Origin of the sequence: Allobosea massiliensis (genome assembly GCF_042655245.1) — a bacterium.
GTDB classification, from domain to species: Bacteria; Pseudomonadota; Alphaproteobacteria; order Rhizobiales; family Beijerinckiaceae; genus Allobosea; species Allobosea massiliensis.
This window is the reverse complement of the sequence record NZ_JBHSLU010000063.1, coordinates 60,058-77,640: the sequence shown is the minus strand read 5'-3', so window position 1 is coordinate 77,640 and position 17,583 is coordinate 60,058. Positions and strand designations below refer to the sequence as shown.

General features: G+C 68.0%; 15 protein-coding genes. 11 read left to right on the top strand and 4 right to left on the bottom strand.

What is annotated here, in order from left to right; genetic code table 11:
* Both ACFPN9_RS18115 and ACFPN9_RS18110 read left to right on the top strand, forming a co-directional pair.
* The gene (locus ACFPN9_RS18115; protein ID WP_066724250.1) at positions 1-642 is read left to right on the top strand and encodes a pyroglutamyl-peptidase I; all 642 of its coding nucleotides are present in this window, start codon (positions 1-3) and stop codon (positions 640-642) included.
* A gap of 54 nt (positions 643-696) precedes the next feature.
* On the top strand, positions 697-2,082 hold the full coding sequence (locus ACFPN9_RS18110; RefSeq protein WP_066724247.1) for a TIGR03808 family TAT-translocated repetitive protein: 1,386 nt from the start codon (positions 697-699) through the stop codon (positions 2,080-2,082).
* 3 nt (positions 2,083-2,085) lie between these two features.
* On the opposite strand, the gene ACFPN9_RS18105 is transcribed toward ACFPN9_RS18110, so the two are convergent.
* Genes ACFPN9_RS18105 through ACFPN9_RS18095 form a run of 3 tightly spaced genes read right to left on the bottom strand, consistent with a single transcriptional unit; the run spans position 2,086 to position 3,679 of the window.
* On the bottom strand, positions 2,086-2,397 hold the full coding sequence (locus ACFPN9_RS18105; protein WP_197426693.1) for a type II toxin-antitoxin system PemK/MazF family toxin: 312 nt from the start codon (positions 2,395-2,397) through the stop codon (positions 2,086-2,088).
* Positions 2,398-2,408: 11 nt separating this feature from the next.
* Complete coding sequence (locus ACFPN9_RS18100; protein WP_066724241.1) at positions 2,409-2,636, bottom strand: antitoxin MazE-like protein; 228 nt, start codon at positions 2,634-2,636, stop codon at positions 2,409-2,411.
* Between the two features lie 44 nt (positions 2,637-2,680).
* Entirely contained in the window at positions 2,681-3,679 is a 999-nt protein-coding gene (locus ACFPN9_RS18095) for an asparaginase (RefSeq protein WP_066724238.1), read from the bottom strand.
* 181 nt (positions 3,680-3,860) lie between these two features.
* Between ACFPN9_RS18095 and ACFPN9_RS18090 the strand changes: the two genes are divergently transcribed.
* The 7 genes from ACFPN9_RS18090 (at position 3,861) to ACFPN9_RS18060 (ending at position 12,137) form a co-directional block, all read left to right on the top strand.
* The gene (locus ACFPN9_RS18090) at positions 3,861-4,685 is read left to right on the top strand and encodes an alpha/beta hydrolase (RefSeq protein ID WP_066724235.1); all 825 of its coding nucleotides are present in this window, start codon (positions 3,861-3,863) and stop codon (positions 4,683-4,685) included.
* A 70-nt stretch (positions 4,686-4,755) separates the two neighbouring features.
* Entirely contained in the window at positions 4,756-4,992 is a 237-nt protein-coding gene (locus ACFPN9_RS18085; protein ID WP_038361355.1) for an Lrp/AsnC ligand binding domain-containing protein, read from the top strand.
* 250 nt (positions 4,993-5,242) lie between these two features.
* Positions 5,243-7,537 (top strand): NADP-dependent malic enzyme, encoded by a 2,295-nt coding sequence (locus tag ACFPN9_RS18080; RefSeq protein ID WP_066724232.1) that lies wholly within the window; start codon positions 5,243-5,245, stop codon positions 7,535-7,537.
* A gap of 41 nt (positions 7,538-7,578) precedes the next feature.
* Complete coding sequence (locus tag ACFPN9_RS18075) at positions 7,579-8,763, top strand: alpha/beta hydrolase family protein (protein WP_377817393.1); 1,185 nt, start codon at positions 7,579-7,581, stop codon at positions 8,761-8,763.
* 168 nt (positions 8,764-8,931) lie between these two features.
* The gene (locus ACFPN9_RS18070; protein WP_066724227.1) at positions 8,932-9,447 is read left to right on the top strand and encodes a BLUF domain-containing protein; all 516 of its coding nucleotides are present in this window, start codon (positions 8,932-8,934) and stop codon (positions 9,445-9,447) included.
* A 129-nt stretch (positions 9,448-9,576) separates the two neighbouring features.
* Positions 9,577-11,172 carry a peptide ABC transporter substrate-binding protein gene (locus ACFPN9_RS18065; RefSeq protein WP_066724225.1) on the top strand — a complete coding sequence of 532 codons (1,596 nt, stop codon included), beginning with the start codon at positions 9,577-9,579 and terminating at the stop codon, positions 11,170-11,172.
* A 107-nt stretch (positions 11,173-11,279) separates the two neighbouring features.
* The gene (locus tag ACFPN9_RS18060; RefSeq protein ID WP_066724223.1) at positions 11,280-12,137 is read left to right on the top strand and encodes a D-amino-acid transaminase; all 858 of its coding nucleotides are present in this window, start codon (positions 11,280-11,282) and stop codon (positions 12,135-12,137) included.
* A gap of 59 nt (positions 12,138-12,196) precedes the next feature.
* Here ACFPN9_RS18060 and guaD read toward each other — a convergent pair whose 3' ends face one another.
* Positions 12,197-13,522 carry a guanine deaminase gene (gene guaD, locus ACFPN9_RS18055; RefSeq protein WP_066724220.1) on the bottom strand — a complete coding sequence of 442 codons (1,326 nt, stop codon included), beginning with the start codon at positions 13,520-13,522 and terminating at the stop codon, positions 12,197-12,199.
* A 273-nt stretch (positions 13,523-13,795) separates the two neighbouring features.
* On the opposite strand from guaD, the gene xdhA reads away from it, so the two are divergent.
* The gene (xdhA, locus tag ACFPN9_RS18050; protein WP_197426691.1) at positions 13,796-15,280 is read left to right on the top strand and encodes a xanthine dehydrogenase small subunit; all 1,485 of its coding nucleotides are present in this window, start codon (positions 13,796-13,798) and stop codon (positions 15,278-15,280) included.
* Positions 15,281-15,314: 34 nt separating this feature from the next.
* Positions 15,315-17,583 (top strand): xanthine dehydrogenase molybdopterin binding subunit (xdhB, locus tag ACFPN9_RS18045; RefSeq protein WP_377817521.1); only part of this gene is annotated, 2,269 nt, incomplete at its 3' end.

Below are 17,583 nucleotides of genomic sequence, written 5' to 3'. Positions count from 1 at the left end.
ATGACACCGAGCCGCCCCGACATTCTGGTCACGGGCTTCGGCCCCTTCCCGCGGGTGCGGGTCAATCCGACGACCGCGCTCGCGCAGGCCGTGACGAAGCGGCTGCGGGCCGCCGGCTTCGCAGCGGAGGCCCTGATCCTGGAAACCAGCTATGCAGGCGGGCTGCCGCGGCTGCGCGCCCATCTCGCGGAGGCCCGCCCGCGAGCGATCCTGATGCTCGGGCTGGCCGCACGTGCCCGTAAGATCCGGCTCGAACTCTTCGGCCGCGGCCATGCCAGCCCGCTCCATCCCGACTTCAGCGGGGCGACTCCGACCACGATGCCGGTGCCGGCCGCCCTGCCCCTGCGGACGACCGCCTCTCCGCAGGCCGCGCTGGCAACGTTGCGCCGTCGCGGGCTGTGCAGCGGGCTTTCTCCCTCGGCCGGGCGCTATCTCTGCGATGCCTGCTATGCGGCCGCCCTCCGGCCTCACCGCAACAGCGGCGTGCCGGTGATCTTCATCCATGTGCCCTGGCTGCGGCCAGCACCGGGCACCAAGCCGAAGACGCGGGTCGCTGCCTTCCGGCCGCCAGCGGCAACACTCGCCGCCAGCCTCGCAGCGATGGGAATCGACCTCGCCCGGCGCGGACGAAAGCCCGGCTGAGCCCGTCCCGGAACGGGACAAGTCGCCTCGGCATGGCCCTTGAACCACCCCGCCATGGCCTTGACCTCCCCCGTCCTCTCACGACGCGCGCTGCTCGCGACGGCCGTTTTCGGCACAGCCGCACTCGCGGCACCGCCGCTTCGCGCCCAGGCGCCGCAACGCGCCGTCCCGCTCGGCGGACTGGGCCTGGACGCCGCCCAGTTCGGTCTGAGGCCCGGTTCGCCCGACGACCAGTCTCGCCAGCTTCAGGCGGCTCTGGTGGAGGCCGCCCGCCGGCAGGCGCCACTCCTCATCGCGCCAGGCCGTTACCGCGTCGGCCGGGTCGCCCTGCCCGATGGCGCCAACCTCCTCGGCGTGCGGGGCGCGACCATCCTGCTCGCGGCCGGGCTCGGCCCCCTGCTTTCCGCCCGTGGTGTCGGGCGTGTCTCGCTGCGCGGCCTGAGCTTCGACGGGCTCGACATCCCGGCGGCTGGCCGCGAGGGGCTACTCGTGGCCGAGAGTGTCGGGCAAATCGACATCCAGGACTGCGCCTTCGCCAGGGCCGGCTCGATCGGGCTCCTGCTGAACCGCTCGGGCGGCGCGATCGAGAGCAATGAGTTCCGGTCGATGCGGGAATCGGCCCTGTTCTCGCTCGACTCGCTGGGGCTGCGGATCGAGCGCAACGTGGTCGAGGACTGCGGCAACAACGGCATCCAGCTCTGGCGCAGCCAGGCGGGCGACGAGCGCTCCTTCGTGAGGGGCAACCGGGTCGAGCGCATCCGCGCCGATGCCGGTGGCGACGGCCCCAACGGCAACGGCATCAGCCTGTACCGGGCCGGTGGCGTCATCATCGAAGGCAACCAGTTGCGCGACTGCGCCCTGACCTTCATCCGCAACAATTCCGGCACCAGCGTCCAGATCCTCGGCAATCAGGGCCGGCGCTGCGGCGAGGTCGGGCTTTACTCGGAGTTCGCCTTCGAGGGCGCGATCATCGCCAACAACCTCGTCGAGGATTGCGCGCAGGGCGCCAACATCACCAATCTCGACCATGGCGGCCGGCTCAGCGTCTTCGCCAACAATATCGTCCGGCGCGCCCGCAAGGGGCTCTATCCCGGCGTGAAGGAGCCGATCGGCGGCATGGGCGTCCATGTCGAGGCCGAGGCCACAGTGACCGGCAACGTCATCGAGGACGCCAGCGATATCGGCATCTCGCTCGGCTGGTCATGGGGCATGCGCAATCTCGCCGCGACCGGGAACATGGTGCGCCGAACCGGCATCGGCATCGGTGTCTCGCTCGTCCCGAAACAGCGCAACGCCGTGATCTCCGGCAACGTCATCGCGGAAGCGAGAAGCGGCGCGGTGGTCGGGACCGAGTACGGGAAGGCCGTCACCGGCGATCTGACGAAGGCGCCCGACGCCAGGGCCACGGGCGTGCGGGTCGAGAACAACGCGGTGGGGTGAGGATCAGCCGCCGAGGCCGAAGACGAAGGCAAGGCGGGTATCGATGGCCATCATCTCTTCGTCGGAGAGCCTCCCCACCACGGCGCGGCATTTCTGGCGCAACACCATGGTGGTTTTGTCCAGCATGACAGAGCTCTGCTCACGGAGACCGTTACCCACGGTCGGCGCGACGGCGAACCGGAAAGCCGCCGAGACATCCGTGCTCGTGGTGATGAGACAGACCAGCGTCGTGTCGACATCGTCTATCAGATCGTTTTGAACGACCAGAGCGGGTCGAGGCTTGCCGTGGTCGCCTTGCACCGCAACGAGGACCACGTCGCCCCGCCTCATCTTTCCTCAGCCGGCCAATCCGTCAGTGCCTCGACGAACGCGATGTCATCCGCCTCTCCAGGGCTGTTCCGGATCGCCACCATGTCGCGCTTCAACTGCGCCCGGAACGCCGGATTCGCGGTATTGAAGGTCCAGAGCCGAACCTCCTTGAGCCCCGCCGCCTTCTTGCCGGCACGGTAGCGGGCCTGCTTGCTCAGTCCATCCTTCAAGGCGGAACGCGGCATGGCGGTCTCCTTTCAACGAAAGGTAATGCGCGACCTTTCGCCGGTCAAACCCGCGCCGCCCTCACCCGGCCGACCTCGATGCCGTTCCAGTTCGTCATCACACTCTCGCGCAGCGGCGCGAAGGCGGCGATCTCGGCCTCGTCCATCGGCAGGAAGCGCGCGATCAGGCTGGCCATCGCCACCTCCGCCGCGCGGCCGGCACCGTCGTCGCATTTCAGCGCGATGCCATAGCCCAGTTCCGGGAGAGCCCCGCAATACACGCCTTCGGCGCCCGTCTTGATGAAGATGCGTTCGCGCAGCAGTTCCATGGCGCGGGTGTCGAAGCGGCCGGTGCCGGCGACCATGAAGGGATGCGCGGCGGCGGCCTGCCGGATGCGGGCGGCAGCTTTGGCACGCTCGGGGCCGAGACTGTGTCCGGTGCCTAGGCGGGCAAAGCCGAGCGCCAGGGCCTTCAGCGGCACGGCATAGGTCGGGATCGAGCAGCCGTCTGTGCCCATCAGCTCGCGCGAATGGGCGGCGCCGGTGACCTCCTCGAGCGCGCCGCGCACGGCCTTCTGCACCGCGTGCTCGGCCCGGATGTAGCCAGCCGGGTCCTCGTCGATGCCGCAGGAAAGGCAGACGAAGCCGGCATGCTTGCCGGAGCAGTTGTTGTTCAGCGCGGTCGGCTCGCGGCCGGCCCGGGCGAGAGCCCGCGCGGCCTTCTCGTTGGTCGGCCAATGCGCGCCGCATTCGAGGCAGCCGGGCTCGCGGCCCGCCTTCGCCAGCATGGCGGCGGAGGTCTCTGCATGGAGCGGCTCGCCGGAGTGGGAGGAGACGGCGAGCGCGATCTCGGCTTCGGTCAGGCCGTAGCGGTCGGCCGCGCCGCTCTCGAGCAGGGGCAGCGCCTGGATCGCCTTCACCGCGGAGCGCGGGAAGACGGGGCGCTCGACATCGCCGGCCGAAAAGACCACGGCGCCGTCGGCGTCCATGACGATGGCGGCGCCGCGGTGACGCGACTCGACCGTGCTTCCGCGCGTGACCTCGGCCAGAATCGGGTTGTCCATCGTCGTCTCCGGATCGCAGCGGTGTCGGCATCGGCGCGGGGCCATGCGCCCGGCGCGCAGCCTTGTGCCGCCCGCGGCTCGACCTGTCAAAAGCGATGGCGCAGACTGGCCGCAACCGCCATCAGGACCGTGGCGCCCCGAGCGGGCCGCGTCTGCCGATCGGGCGAACCGGAGCCGAGCCATGTCGAGCGACTACGAAACCCAGTACAACAATCGCGCCCGCGTGCCGGAGCACCCTCAGATCATCGCCGGCTGGGCCCGCGATGCCGAGGCCTATCGCGCCGAAGCGCTTTGCGAACTGGGCGTATCCTATGGCGAGAGCGAGCGCCAAAGCTACGATCTGTTCAAGCCGGTGACGATGCGCGGAGACGCCATCGTGCTGTTCATCCATGGCGGTTACTGGCAGGCGCTGGACCGCAGCTTCTTCTCGCATATGGCGCGCGGCCTCAACCGACGCGGCCTGCCCGTCGCCGTCGTCGGCTATGATCTCTGCCCGCAGGTCGAGGTCGGCCATATCGTCTGGGAGATGCAGCAGGCGGCCGCCGCGCTGTGGCAGCGCTACGGCCTGCCCGTGGTCGCGACGGGCCATTCGGCGGGAGGCCACCTCGCCGCCTGCCTGCTCGCGACCAACTGGGCCAATGTCGAGGAGGGCCTGCCGGAACAGCTCGTGCCGGCGGCTTATGGCATCTCCGGCCTCTACAACCTCAAGCCGCTGACGGAGACGAGCATCAACGGCGCACTCAAGCTCAGCTTCGAGGACGCCGAGCGCGAGAGCCCGCTGTTCTGGCCCGCCCCATCGGGCCTCGTCATGGACGCCGTTGTCGGCGGCGCGGAGAGCGAGGAGTACTTCAAGCAGAGCCGCCGGATCGTCGATGTCTGGGGGTTGTCGGGCGTCCGCACCCGCTATGAGGAGATCGCCGGCGCCAACCACTTCACGGTGATCGAAGGCCTCGCCGATCCCGAAAGCGCCATGACGCGCCGCATCGCGGAACTCGCAGGCGCCTAATGGGACTGCGCTTGATCTGAAGGGCTGTGAGGCTCTATCGAGAATCCTCGGCCAGACCCCGGAGCCCGCGATGCAGACCTTCTTCGTCGAGATCAAATGCAAGCTCGGCAAGACCTATGAGGTCGCCAGCGAGCTCGCAGACCGTGAGATCGCGTCCGAGATTTACTCGACGGCGGGCAATTACGACATCCTGGCCAAGTTCCATGTCGCGGCGGATGTCGATATCGGCCATTTCGTCGCGCAGAAGGTGCAGTCGATCCCGGAGATCGCCGACACCCACACCATCATCACCTTCAAGGCGTTCTGAACCCGGACCAAAGCAGGCCCGGCGTGTCGAAAGGCGATTCAGGTCAAGGACTTGAATCGAAAGCCTCACCCGCCGCGCAAATTGCTTCACATGCTGATTCAAGCTTGCTGTGCGGCTCTCCGAAGATCGGCCGGCGGCGGGCGGCGACCGCTGCTTGCGATTAATGCATCCGCCGCGCTTGACGACCTCGCCCCATTCGCGCGACCTCGGCTGCTCCTGACATTGAGCCTGCGCCGCCGGAGCCGCCGCGATGAAGAGCAACCTGTCCCCCGATCTCCGCTCCGGCGCGCTCGTCTATCACCGCCAGCCTCGCCCGGGTAAGCTCGAGGTCCAGGCGACCAAGCCGCTCGGCAACCAGCGCGACCTGGCCCTTGCCTATTCGCCCGGTGTCGCGGCCGCCTGCGAGGCCATCGTCGACGATCCGGCGCAGGCCGCGGAGCTGACCTCGCGGCAGAACCTCGTCGCGGTCATCACCAACGGCACCGCCGTGCTGGGGCTGGGCGACATCGGGCCGCTCGCCTCCAAGCCGGTGATGGAGGGCAAGGCCGTCCTCTTCAAGAAATTCGCCGGGATCGACTGCTTCGACATCGAGGTCGAGCAGAAAAACATCGAGAAGTTCGTCGAGGTGGTCGCGGCGCTGGAGCCGACCTTCGGCGGCATCAATCTCGAGGACATCAAGGGCCCGGAATGCTTCGAGATCGAGGAGCAGCTCAAGGCCCGGATGAACATCCCGGTCTTCCATGACGACCAGCACGGCACGGCGATCATCGTCTCGGCCGCGATCCTCAACGGGCTCGACCTCGCCGGCAAGAAGATCGGCGACGTCAAGATCGTCGTCTCGGGCGCGGGCGCGGCGGCGCTGGCCTGTCTCAACCTGCTGGTCGAGCTCGGCGCCCAGCGCAAGAACATCTGGGTGACGGACCTGGAAGGCGTCGTCCACAAGGGCCGCAACACCCTGATGGACCGCTGGAAGGAGGTCTATGCGCAGGAGACCGACGCCCGCACGCTGGCGGAAGTGATCCCCGGCGCCGACGTCTTCCTCGGCCTCTCGGCCGCCGGCGTGCTGAAGCCCGAAATGGCCAAGGCGATGGGCGAGAAGCCGCTGATCCTGGCGCTCGCCAACCCCAACCCCGAGATCACCCCCGAGGACGCGCTCGCCGTGCGGCCCGACGCGATGATCTGCACCGGGCGCTCGGACTATCCCAACCAGGTCAACAACGTCCTCTGCTTCCCCTACATCTTCCGCGGCGCACTCGACGTCCAGGCGACGACGATCAACGAGGCGATGAAGCTCGCCGCCGTGCGCGCCATCGCGGCCCTGGCGCGCGAGGCGACATCGGACATCGCGGCGCGGGCCTATGGCGGCGAATCCTCGACCTTCGGCGCGACTTCGCTGATCCCCAATCCCTTCGATCCGCGGCTCATCATCCGGATCGCGCCGGCCGTCGCCCAGGCGGCGATGGCGACCGGCGTGGCGCGCAAGCCGCTGCCCGATATCGAGGCCTATCGCGAGGAGCTGTCGCGCTTCGTCTTCCGCTCCGGCTTCATCATGAAGCCGCTCTTCGCCCAGGCGAAGGCGGATCCCAAGCGCGTGATCTATGCCGAGGGTGAGGATGAACGCGTCCTGCGGGCCGCCCAGATCGCGCTCGAGGAGGGGCTCGCGGTGCCGATCCTGATCGGCCGCCCGAGCGTGATCGAGAGCCGCGTGCAGCGCTTCGGCCTGTCGATCCGGCCGGGCGTGGACTGCGAGGTGGTCAATCCCGAGGACGACCCGCGCTATCGCGACTATGTCCAGACCTATCTCGACATCGCGGGCCGCCGCGGCATCACGCCGGAAGCCGCCCGCTCGCTGGTGCGCACCAACAACACGGTGATCGCGGCGCTCGCGGTGGCCCGTGGCGAGGCCGATGCGATGATCACCGGCCTCGAGGGCCGGTTCATGTCGCGGCTCCGGCACATCAAGGACATCATCGGGCTGGCACCCGGCGTCTGCGACATCTCGGCGATGACCCTGATCATCACCAACAAGGGCGCCTTCTTCCTCGCCGACACCCATGTGAAGCACGATCCCAGCGCCGAGGAGATCGCGGACATGACGGTGCTGGCGGCAGGCCACGTCGCCCGCTTCGGCATCGAGCCCAAGATCGCGCTGCTGTCGCATTCGGATTTCGGCGCGGCGGACACACCCTCGGCCGTCAAGATGCGCAAGGCTCTGGGGCTGATCCGGGAGCGCGCGCCGCAGCTGGAATGCGATGGCGAGATGGAGGCCGACACCGCGCTGGTCGCCATGGTGCGCGAACGCGTTTTGCCCTCCTCGCGGCTGAAGGGCGTGGCAAACGTGCTGATCTTCCCCAATCTCGACGCCGCCAACATCGCCTATCAGTTCGCCAAGGTGCTGGCGGATGCGCTGCCTGTCGGTCCCATCCTGATCGGCGCGGCCAAGCCCGTGCATATCCTCACCGGCTCGGTGACCGCGCGCGGCGTCGTCAACATGACGGCGGTGGCGGTGGTCGAGGCGCAGGAGCGGGCGGCGGCGGCCGGCTGACAGCTACCTGCCGCCGTTGCAGACCCCACACCCGCTCTGCCATGATCGACGCGGCGCTGTTCCACGGTGCCGCAGCGCCGGTTGGGGGTGCAGGCCTGATGATCGCGATCCTGCGAGCGCTCTGTCTGCTGGGAGCCATGGCAGCGGCATGGCCCGGTCACCGCGCCTTTGCACAGGACGTTCCGCTGGGCGCGGCACTGCGGCAGGAGAACGGCTATCTGCGCATCCAGGCGAAGGGGCGCGAGGTCCGCCTCGAAAGCCTGATCGTGCGGCCCGAAGGTGTGACCGGGCAGCTGCCGCTGGCGATCATCACCCATGGCCGCAACAGCAGTTCGCTCAGCATGGGAGACCTCAGGGCGGCCCGCTACGCGACACTCGCGCGTGATCTCGCCCGCCGGGGCTGGCTCGCCGCGGAGGTGATGCGACGCGGTGCCGGACAGTCGGACGGGCCGCTGCCGTCGCTGGCCTCCTGCCCCACCCCCGATATCGCCGGCTCCTTCGGCGACGACACGGACGATATCGAGGGCGCGCTGCGCGCTCTCCAGGCGCGGCCGGATGTGGACGGGCAGCGGGTAATCCTGCTCGGGGAATCGGCCGGCGGCGCCACCGCGATGTCTCTGCTGCGCCGCAAGCCGCCCGGCCTGCGCGGCGTCATCAATGTCGCGGGCGGGCTCAATCTGGAGGGCTGCACCGAGCGGGGGCAGGACGCGCTGGTCGCCGCCATGACCGCCTGGCAGGGGCCGGACACGGTGCCGCAACTCTGGATCTATGCCCGCAACGACGAACTCTTCCCGCCGTCCCTGGTCGCCCGGATGCGCAAGGCTGCGCTCGATGCGGGCGCCGATGTGCGCTTCATCGACCTGCCGGAGTTGAAGCCGCGTGGCCATATGGCCTTCCTGCACGGACAGGGAAGGCATCTCTGGCTGCGCGAGATGGATGCCTCGCTACGCGCCTGGGGCCTGCCGACGATCCCCCGCGATCGCGGCCGGACCTTGCATGCGAAGCTCGGCCTGACCACGCGGCTCGATGTGTTCGAGCGCTATTTCTCAGGGCCCGGCGAGCGGGCGATGGCGCTGAGCCGCAGCAAGAAGGAGTTCCGCTACTGGTTCGGCACGCCCGATCTCGAGACCGCGAAGGCCAACGCGCTGCGTGACTGCGCGGCTCTGGCAGCCGATTGCGTGATCGCCTTCGAGAACGATCGCTTGCTGCTGGACGAGTCGAAATGACGCAAGAAGAAGCACGTCGAGCGCCATCAACTCGGTTTACTTTGCGTTAATCGTGTCGTATTGAAGAAGTCATCCCGCCTGTTTCGGGATCATAGTTGGCCTGGGTTGATTCGTTTTTGCCGATGGCAGCAACGCTGCTCGATCGAAGCCGAATTCCAGGAGCTTTCCATGGTCATGTCGCTGATTTACAGCAGCCATTGTCGGCTGCCTGATGACGCTCATCAATTCGAAGATGGGATGGAAGCGATCCGTCTCGTTGCTGCCAGGCAGAACCACCAATTCGACATCACCGGCTTTATGTTTTTCTTCGATCGCAAATTCGTCCAGATCATCGAAGGCGATTTCGACAACGTCGCCAATCTCTACAAATGTATTCGCCGGGACACCCGTCACGACAGCTGCCGCATCGTCGAGTTCTGCGAGGTTCCCCAGCGCTTCTTCGGTCCGCGAATGCTGGCTCATTCCATCGCGTTCATCCGCGACAATGCGGCCGAGTTGCAGGTCAAGATGCGATTCCTGAACAGGTTCATCGGCGAATCCGGCCGGGATTCGATCAAGATCAGGGATCTGCTGGTGTCGATCGCGTCGGAACTTCAGAAGAAGAGCCATTTTCCGAGGGACGACCTGAGCTCCAGGCTCGGTCTCGAGGCGCCGCTCCGTGACGTCGCCACCGGCCACGCCTGACTACAGCGGCGGCGCCAGCACCTGAGATCGCGGCTCTTCGCTGGCCTCTTGGCGGCGTCTCCGCATCGCGCTCTACTCTGATGCGACCGGCCGGTGCTCCCGCGCCAGCCGCAGCAGGGACAGCGTCTCATGCCAGGAATGCGCAAGCTCGCTTTGGTGTTCGCGGCCACTTTGGCCTTGGCGGGAACAGGCACGGCACTGGCCCAAGGCGTTCTCCACCGCAGCCATGACGGCGATCCGGCAAGTCTCGATCCGCTACGGACGACGAGCGTCGCCGAGGCGCATCTGCTGCGCGACCTCTATGAAGGCCTCGTCATCCATACGATGACAGGCGAGATCGCGCCGGGCGTCGCCGAAAGCTGGACGACGAGCGATGACGGGCTGGTCTGGCGATTCAGGCTCCGGCCGCAGGCGCGCTGGTCGAATGGCGAGCCGGTGACGGCATCCGACTTCGTGTTCTCGCTGCGGCGCATGCTCGATCCGCGCTCGGGCGCCCCTTACGCGCCCCTGCTATATCCGATCCTGAACGCCGAGCGCATCTACAAGGCCGCCGAGGGCGTGCGCGTGGAGGACCTCGGCGTGTCGGCTGCTGCGCCCGATCTGCTCGAAATCCGGCTGGAACGACCAACGCCGCATCTGCTCGAACTGCTGGCGCATCAGGCAGCCCTGCCGGTCCATCCGGCGACCGCGGACCGGCCGGGCCGTGTCGCCGCGCAGGTGGCGGACTGGGTCTCGAACGGCCCCTATGTGCTGAAGGAGTTCGTGCCCAGCTCGCATATCCGGCTGGACCGCAACCCGTCTTTCCACGCCGCCGCCGATGTCCGCATCGAGACCGTGATGTCCTATCCCATCGCCGATGCGGCGGTTGCGGCGCGGCGCTTCCTGGCCGGCGAGCTACACCTGACCACCGACATCCCCACCGACCAGATCGCGGCCCTGCGCGGACGGCTCGGCACGCAACTGCGCATCTCGCCGGCGCTCGGCACCTACTTCCTCGTCCTGAACACGGCCAAAGCCCCCTTCTCCGATGCGCGGCTGCGCCGGGCGCTGTCGCTCGCGATCGACCGGGAGTTCATCGCCGAACGTGTCTGGGCGGGAACCATGCTGCCGGCCTATGGCGTGATCCCGCCCCATATCGGCAATTACGGCGAGCGCGCCGAGTTCGACTTCAAGGCCGCCTCCCCGCTCGAGCGCGAAGACGAGGCGAAGCGTCTGATGGCGGCCGCGGGCTATGGACCCGGCCTGCCGCTGCGGCTCGAGCTGCGCTACAACCGCAACGACAACAACCGGCGCACCATCGCGGCCATTGCGGAGCAATGGGCGGCGATCGGCGTTGAGACCTCCCTGATCGAGACCGACAGCGCGGCACATTTCGCCCATCTGCGCGAGGGCGGCGACTTCGACGTCGCCCGCTATGGCTGGATCGGCGATTATTCCGATCCGCAGAGCTTTCTCTTCCTGTTCCGGAGCGACAACACCGGCTTCAATGTCGGCCGCTATGCCGATCCGCAATTCGATGCGCTGATGACGCTCGCGGCCGGCGAGGCCGATCTCGCCCGGCGCGCTGCGATCCTGCGCGAGGCCGACAGCCTGATCGTGCGCGAACAGCCCTGGATTCCGGTGCTGCATTATTCCCACAGGAACCTCGTTTCGAGCCGGCTCGCCGGCTTCGCGCCCAACCCGCTGGGTGTCATCCCGTCGCGCTTCCTGAGCTTTCGCCCCTGACGGAAGCGGGGCTGCCCCCGCATCGACGCCGGCATTCGCCCCTCGCGCCCGGCCTGCGTCTCGGCTAGGAGCGATGCTGTTGGAAACCCGCTGACGAGAGCCGACCGATGTCCCGCATTGTCTATGTGAACGGCGCCTATCTCCCCGAGGAGGACGCCAAGATCTCGGTCTTCGACCGCGGCTTCATTTTCGGCGACGGCATCTACGAGGTTTCGGCGGTGATCGGCGGCAAACTGGTCGATTGCGAAGCGCATCTGGCCCGCCTCGAACGCTCCTGCGGCGAGATCCGGCTTGCCCTGCCCTGGTCAAAGGCCGAACTGGTCGCGATCCATGAGGAGCTGATCAAGCGCAACAGCCTCGACGAAGGCGGCGTCTATCTCGAGGTCACGCGCGGCGCGGCCGATCGCGACTTCCCCTTCCCCAAGGACGTCACGCCGACGCTGGTGATGTTCACCCAGGCCCGCAACTTCGTGAATGCCCCGGCGGCGAAGACCGGCATCAAGGTGGTCTCCACGCCGGATCTGCGCTGGGCCCGGCGCGACATCAAGAGCGTCAACCTGCTCGCGCCCGTGCTGGCCAAGCAGTTCGCAGCCGAAAGCGGCGCGCAAGAGGCCTGGATGATCGAGGACGGGGTGGTGACCGAGGGCGCCTCCTCCACCGCCTGGATCGTCAAGGGCAAGACGCTGATCTCGCGGCCGCTCTCGCACAAGGTCCTGCCCGGCATCACCCGCAAGGCGGTGCTGGCCTATATCGAAGAGACGGGCTTCGCCTTCGAGGAGCGCGAATTCACGCTGGCCGAGGCGCTGGACGCCGAGGAGGCCTTCATCACATCGGCGACCAGCCTCGTCATGCCGGTGACGACGATCGACGGCCACAGCATCCATAACGGCGCCCCGGGACCCACCGCGCTGCGCCTGCGCGAGATCTACATCGATTTCGCCCGCAAGGGCGGCGTGCTGGGGTGAGGCGCGTCATGCTTGGGCTTGACCCGAGCATCTCTTGCCGGAGATTCTCGGGTCTGCGCTTAAGCTCCGCCCGAGAATGACGGAGGATTGGTTCGCTCGCCCATCACATAGGTCGCGACGACATTGCGCTCGTCGCCGAGCGTGACCAGCACGAACAGCTCCTCGGCGAGGTCGCGCGCCGTCTCCAGCCGATGCGCCATGGCGCGCTGGGCGCCCGCATCGAGCACGACAACATCGGCCTCGTGGCCGGGCTCCAGCGAACCGATCAGGTGGTCGAGCTTCAAAGCCTTGGCATTGCCCAGCGTGATGGCGTGGAGCGCGGCGAAGGCCGAGAGCGACTGCCCCTGCAATTGCAGTACCTTGTAGGCCTCCGACATCGTCCGGAGCATCGAATAGGAGGTGCCGCCGCCGATATCGGTCGCCACCGCGACCGGCACGCCCTCCGCCCGGGCGCGGGCCCAGTCGAACAGTCCGGAGCCGAGGAAGAGATTCGAGGTCGGGCAGAACACGGCGACGCTGCCGGTTTCGGCGAAACGCCGCCATTCCCGGTCGGTCATGTGGATGCAGTGGCCGAGCAGGCTTCTGGGTCCGAGCAGTCCGTAATGCTGGTAGATGCCGGCATAGTCTCCCGGCTCGGGATAGAGTTCGTTGGCGAGCGCGATCTCGGCCCGGTTCTCGTTGATATGCGTCTGGACGTGGCAGTCGGGATGCTCGGCGGCCAGCCGCCCGGCCGCCTCCATCTGCTCCGGCGTCGAGGTCACCACGAAGCGCGGGGTGATGGCGTAGAGTTGGCGGCCCCTGCCGTGCCAGCGCTCGATCAGCGCCTTGGAATCCGCATAACTGCTCTGCGCTGTGTCGGTGAGCGCTTCGGGCGCGTTGCGGTCCATCATCACCTTGCCGGCGATCATGCGGGTGTTGCGGCGCTCGGATTCGGCAAACAGCGCCTGCGCCGATTGCGGATGCACCGAGCAGTAGATCACCGCCGTCGTGGTGCCGTTCGCGAGCAATTCGTCGAGCAGGAAGGTTGCGAGCTTTTCGGGATGGCCCTGCTGCGCCAGACGCTGCTCCTCGACGAAGGTGTAGCGGTTGAGCCAGTCCATCAGCTGGGCGCCATAAGAGGCGATCACCTGCGTCTGCGGCATGTGCAGATGGGCGTCGATGAAGCCAGGCATGATCAGATGCGGGTGGTGGTCGATGATCTCCGCCCCGGCCGGCAGGGTCGGCAGGATGGCCTCCGCCGGGCCGACTGCACGGATCACCCCGCCCTCGATCACCAGCACCCCGTCCGCGACATAACGATGCGCCGCCTCCCCGACGTCGCGCGGATCGGCCACGAACCACAAGAGGCGGCCGCGCAGGGCACGAAGGGGGCTGGTCTGGCTCACTAATGCGCACTCCGGCTCGGATTCACATCACATCTGCACCAAATCAAAGCTTCCGGCCAAGCGGGGATCATGCCTAATCTGAGGGCATGATTTGTCTCCGGTCGTCTGGTTCGCTCGATCATAGGGAGTTTCCTCCGCCGTCATCCTGGCCGGAGCGAAGCGCAGCGCCGGGATCCATCATCGGGCGCCGTCGCCACCCGATGATGGATCCCGGACCGGCGCCGATGCGCGGCTGGTCCAGGATGACGACGGAGTTGGTCGGTATGGCAGAGCATGTCCACGATGCGTGACACGCTCCGCTTCCTGCTCGGCGACGCGCTGATCGAGATCGCAAACTGCGATCCGACGCTGACCGTGCTCGACTGGCTGCGGCTGGAACGGCGCCTGACCGGCAGCAAGGAGGGCTGCGCCGAGGGCGATTGCGGCGCCTGCACCGTCGTCGTCGGCCGGCTCGATGGCGGATGGTTGCGCTACGAGGCGATCAATGCCTGCATCCGCTTCCTGCCGACGCTGGACGGCTGCCAGCTGCTGACGGTCGAGCATCTGAAAGGCGCGGACGGCAGCCTGCATCCGGTGCAGCAGGCGATGGTCGATGGCCACGGCTCGCAATGCGGCTTCTGCACGCCGGGCATCGTGATGTCGCTCTTCGCGCTCTGGCTGAACGAGGATGCGCCATCCGTCTCGCGCATCGAGGATGCGCTGGCGGGCAATCTCTGCCGCTGCACCGGCTACGAGCCGATCATCGCGGCGGCGCAGCGGATGTCGGCTGGTGGCCATGAGAGGCCGGACCGCGAGGCGGTCACCGCGAGGCTGCACGACCTCGCCGACGACGCCCCGCTCGCCCTCTCCGGCCCCGGCGGGCGCTTCTTCGCCCCAGTGACCGTCGCGGGGCTGGCGGATCTGGTGGCCGCCCATCCGCAGGCGACGCTGGTCGCGGGTGCGACCGATGTCGGGCTCTGGGTGACGAAGGGCATGCGGCGGCTCGATCCCGTCATCTCGCTCGGGCGCGTCACGGCGCTGCGGGAGATCGCAGATCGCGGCGATCACCTCGTCTTCGGCGCGATGGCGACCCATGCGGAGGTTCGCCCCGTGCTGGCGTCGCTCTCGCCGCAACTCGACGAGCTGATGCGCCGCTTCGGCGGCGAGCAAGTCCGCAACGCCGGCACGATCGGCGGCAATGTCGCCAATGGCTCGCCGATCGGCGACCTGCCGCCGGCGCTGATCGCGCTGGGAGCGAGGCTGGTTCTGGCGAAGGCGGCGCCGGACGGACTGGCACGCCGCGAGATCCCGCTCGAAGACTTCTTCCTCGACTACCGCAAGCAGGACAGGCGCGAGGGCGAGTTCGTCGAGGCGGTGATCGTGCCCAGGCCGGGGCCGGATGCGCTCATTCACGTCTCGAAGATCTCGAAGCGCTTCGACGAGGACATCTCTGCGGTCTGCGGCGCCTTTTGGCTGCGGCTCGACGCCGGCGGCCGCATCGCGGAGGCCCGGCTGGCCTATGGCGGCATGGCGGGCACACCCAGACGCGCCGCCGCCGCGGAAGCCGCGTTGATCGGCCGGCACTGGGACGAAGCGGCGGTGGACGCCGCGATCGCTGCGCTTTCGAGCGACTTCACACCGCTCAGTGACATGCGGGCCTCGGCCGGCTACCGGCTGACGGTGGCGGGCAACCTGCTGCGGCGCTTCCTGATCGAAACGACACGGCCCGATGTCGAGACCCGCGTCGCGGGCCAGTTCGCGGTGGCCGCCCATGGCTGATGCGCGCCGCCGGCTCGACAAGGACGCCTCCGCCATGGTCGGAGCACCTCGCCTCCACGATTCCGCCGCCCGCCATGTCGCGGGCGAAGCCGTCTATATCGACGACATCGCCGCGCCCGAGGGGCTGCTGCACGCCTATCTCGGCCTGAGCCGCATCGCCCATGGCCGGCTGGTGTCGCTCGATCTCGCGCCCGTGCTGGCGGCGCCCGGGGTCGTCGCGGTGCTGACGGCGGCCGACATTCCCGGCGTCAACGACATCTCCTCGACGCATCGCCATGACGAGCCGGTCTTCGCGACGCAGACGATCCTACATCACGGCCAGCCGCTCTTTGCCGTGGTGGCGCAGACGCGCCAAGCGGCGCGGGAGGCGGCGGCCCTCGCGCAGGCGGTCTGTGAGGAGTCCCCGCCCGTGCTCGATGTCGCGGCAGCCCGCGCGGCCGGCGGCGCTCTGGTGACCGACCCGCTCAAGCTCGAGCGCGGCGATGTCGCGGCCGCGCTGGCGCAAAGTCCGCGCCGGCTCAAGGGCTCGATGACGATCGGCGGGCAGGATCATTTCTACCTCGAAAGCCAGATCGCGCTCGCCATTCCCGGCGAGGAGGAGGACATGCAGGTCTTCTCCTCGACGCAGCACCCGACTGAGGTGCAGCATATGGTGGCGCAGGTGCTGGGCGTCGCCTCCCATGCCGTCACCGTCGAGGTCAGGCGCATGGGCGGCGGCTTCGGCGGCAAGGAGACCCAGTCCAACCTCTTCGCCTGCGTCGCCGCGCTCGCTGCGCGCAAGCTGAAGCGGCCTGTGAAGCTGCGGCCCGACCGCGACGACGACATGATCGTCACCGGCAAGCGGCATGATTTCGTCGTCGATTACGAGATCGGCTTCGACGACGAGGGACGCATCCATGCGGTCGATGCGGTCTATGCGGCACGCTGCGGCTGGAACGCGGATCTCTCGGGGCCGGTGACGGACCGCGCGCTATTCCACATGGACAATTGCTATTTCTACCCGGCGGTGCGCGGTCGTTCCGAGCCTCTGCTGACCCACACCGTCTCGAACACGGCCTTCCGCGGCTTCGGCGGGCCGCAGGGCATGGTCGGGGCCGAGCGCTTCATCGAGGAGGTCGCCTTCGCGACCGGGCTCGACCCGCTGGAGGTGCGCCGCCGCAACCTCTATGGCGGCACGCCCGGCGAGGGGCCCGGCCGCGATCTGACGCCCTACCACCAGACCGTGACGGACAACATCGCGGGCGAGGTGATCGCACGGCTGGAGCGCTCCTGCGACTACAGAGCGAGGCAAGCGGCGATCCGGGAGGCCAATGCCAAAAGCCCGGTCGTGAAGCGCGGCATTGCGCTGACGCCGGTCAAGTTCGGGATCTCCTTCACGGCGACCTGGTACAATCAGGCCGGAGCCCTGGTGCATGTCTACACCGACGGTTCGGTGATGCTGAACCATGGCGGCACTGAGATGGGCCAGGGGCTCTATATCAAGGTGGCGCAGGTGGTGGCGCAGGCCTTCGGGATCGGCCTCGACCGGGTCAAGATCACCGCGACGACGACCGGCAAGGTGCCCAACACCTCGGCCACCGCGGCCTCCTCGGGCTCCGATCTCAACGGCATGGCGGCGCTCGACGCCTGCGAGACGATCAAGGCGCGGCTGACCGAATTCGCCGCCCGGCACTGGCAGGAAAGCCCGGAGGCGATCGTCTTCCGGCCGGGTTTCGTGCAGGTCGGCGCCCGCGAGATCCCCTTCACCGATCTGGTCAAGGCGGCCTATATGGCGCGCGTCCAGCTCTCGGCGACGGGCTTCTACGCGACGCCGAAGATCCATTGGGACCGCAAGGCCGGGCGCGGCCAGCCCTTCTACTATTTCGCCTATGGCGCGGCCGCCGCCGAGGTCGCGGTCGATACGCTGACCGGCGAATACAAGGTCGAGCGCGTCGACATCCTGCATGATTGCGGGACGTCGCTGAACCCCGCCATCGACAAGGGCCAGATCGAGGGCGGCTTCATCCAGGGCATGGGCTGGCTGACGACCGAGGAACTGGTCTGGGATGCCAAGGGCGTGCTGAAGACGCATGCGCCCTCGACCTACAAGATCCCGGTCGCCTCCGACCGGCCGCGCCTCTTCAACGTCGCACTGCTGGAAAACGCCCCCAATCGCGAGGCGACGATCCACCGCTCCAAGGCGGTCGGGGAGCCGCCTCTGATGCTGGCGATCAGCGTGCTGCACGCACTGTCGGATGCGGTGGCGAGCGTGGGAGGCCATCGGGTCTGCCCGCGGCTCGATGCGCCGGCGACGCCCGAGCGCG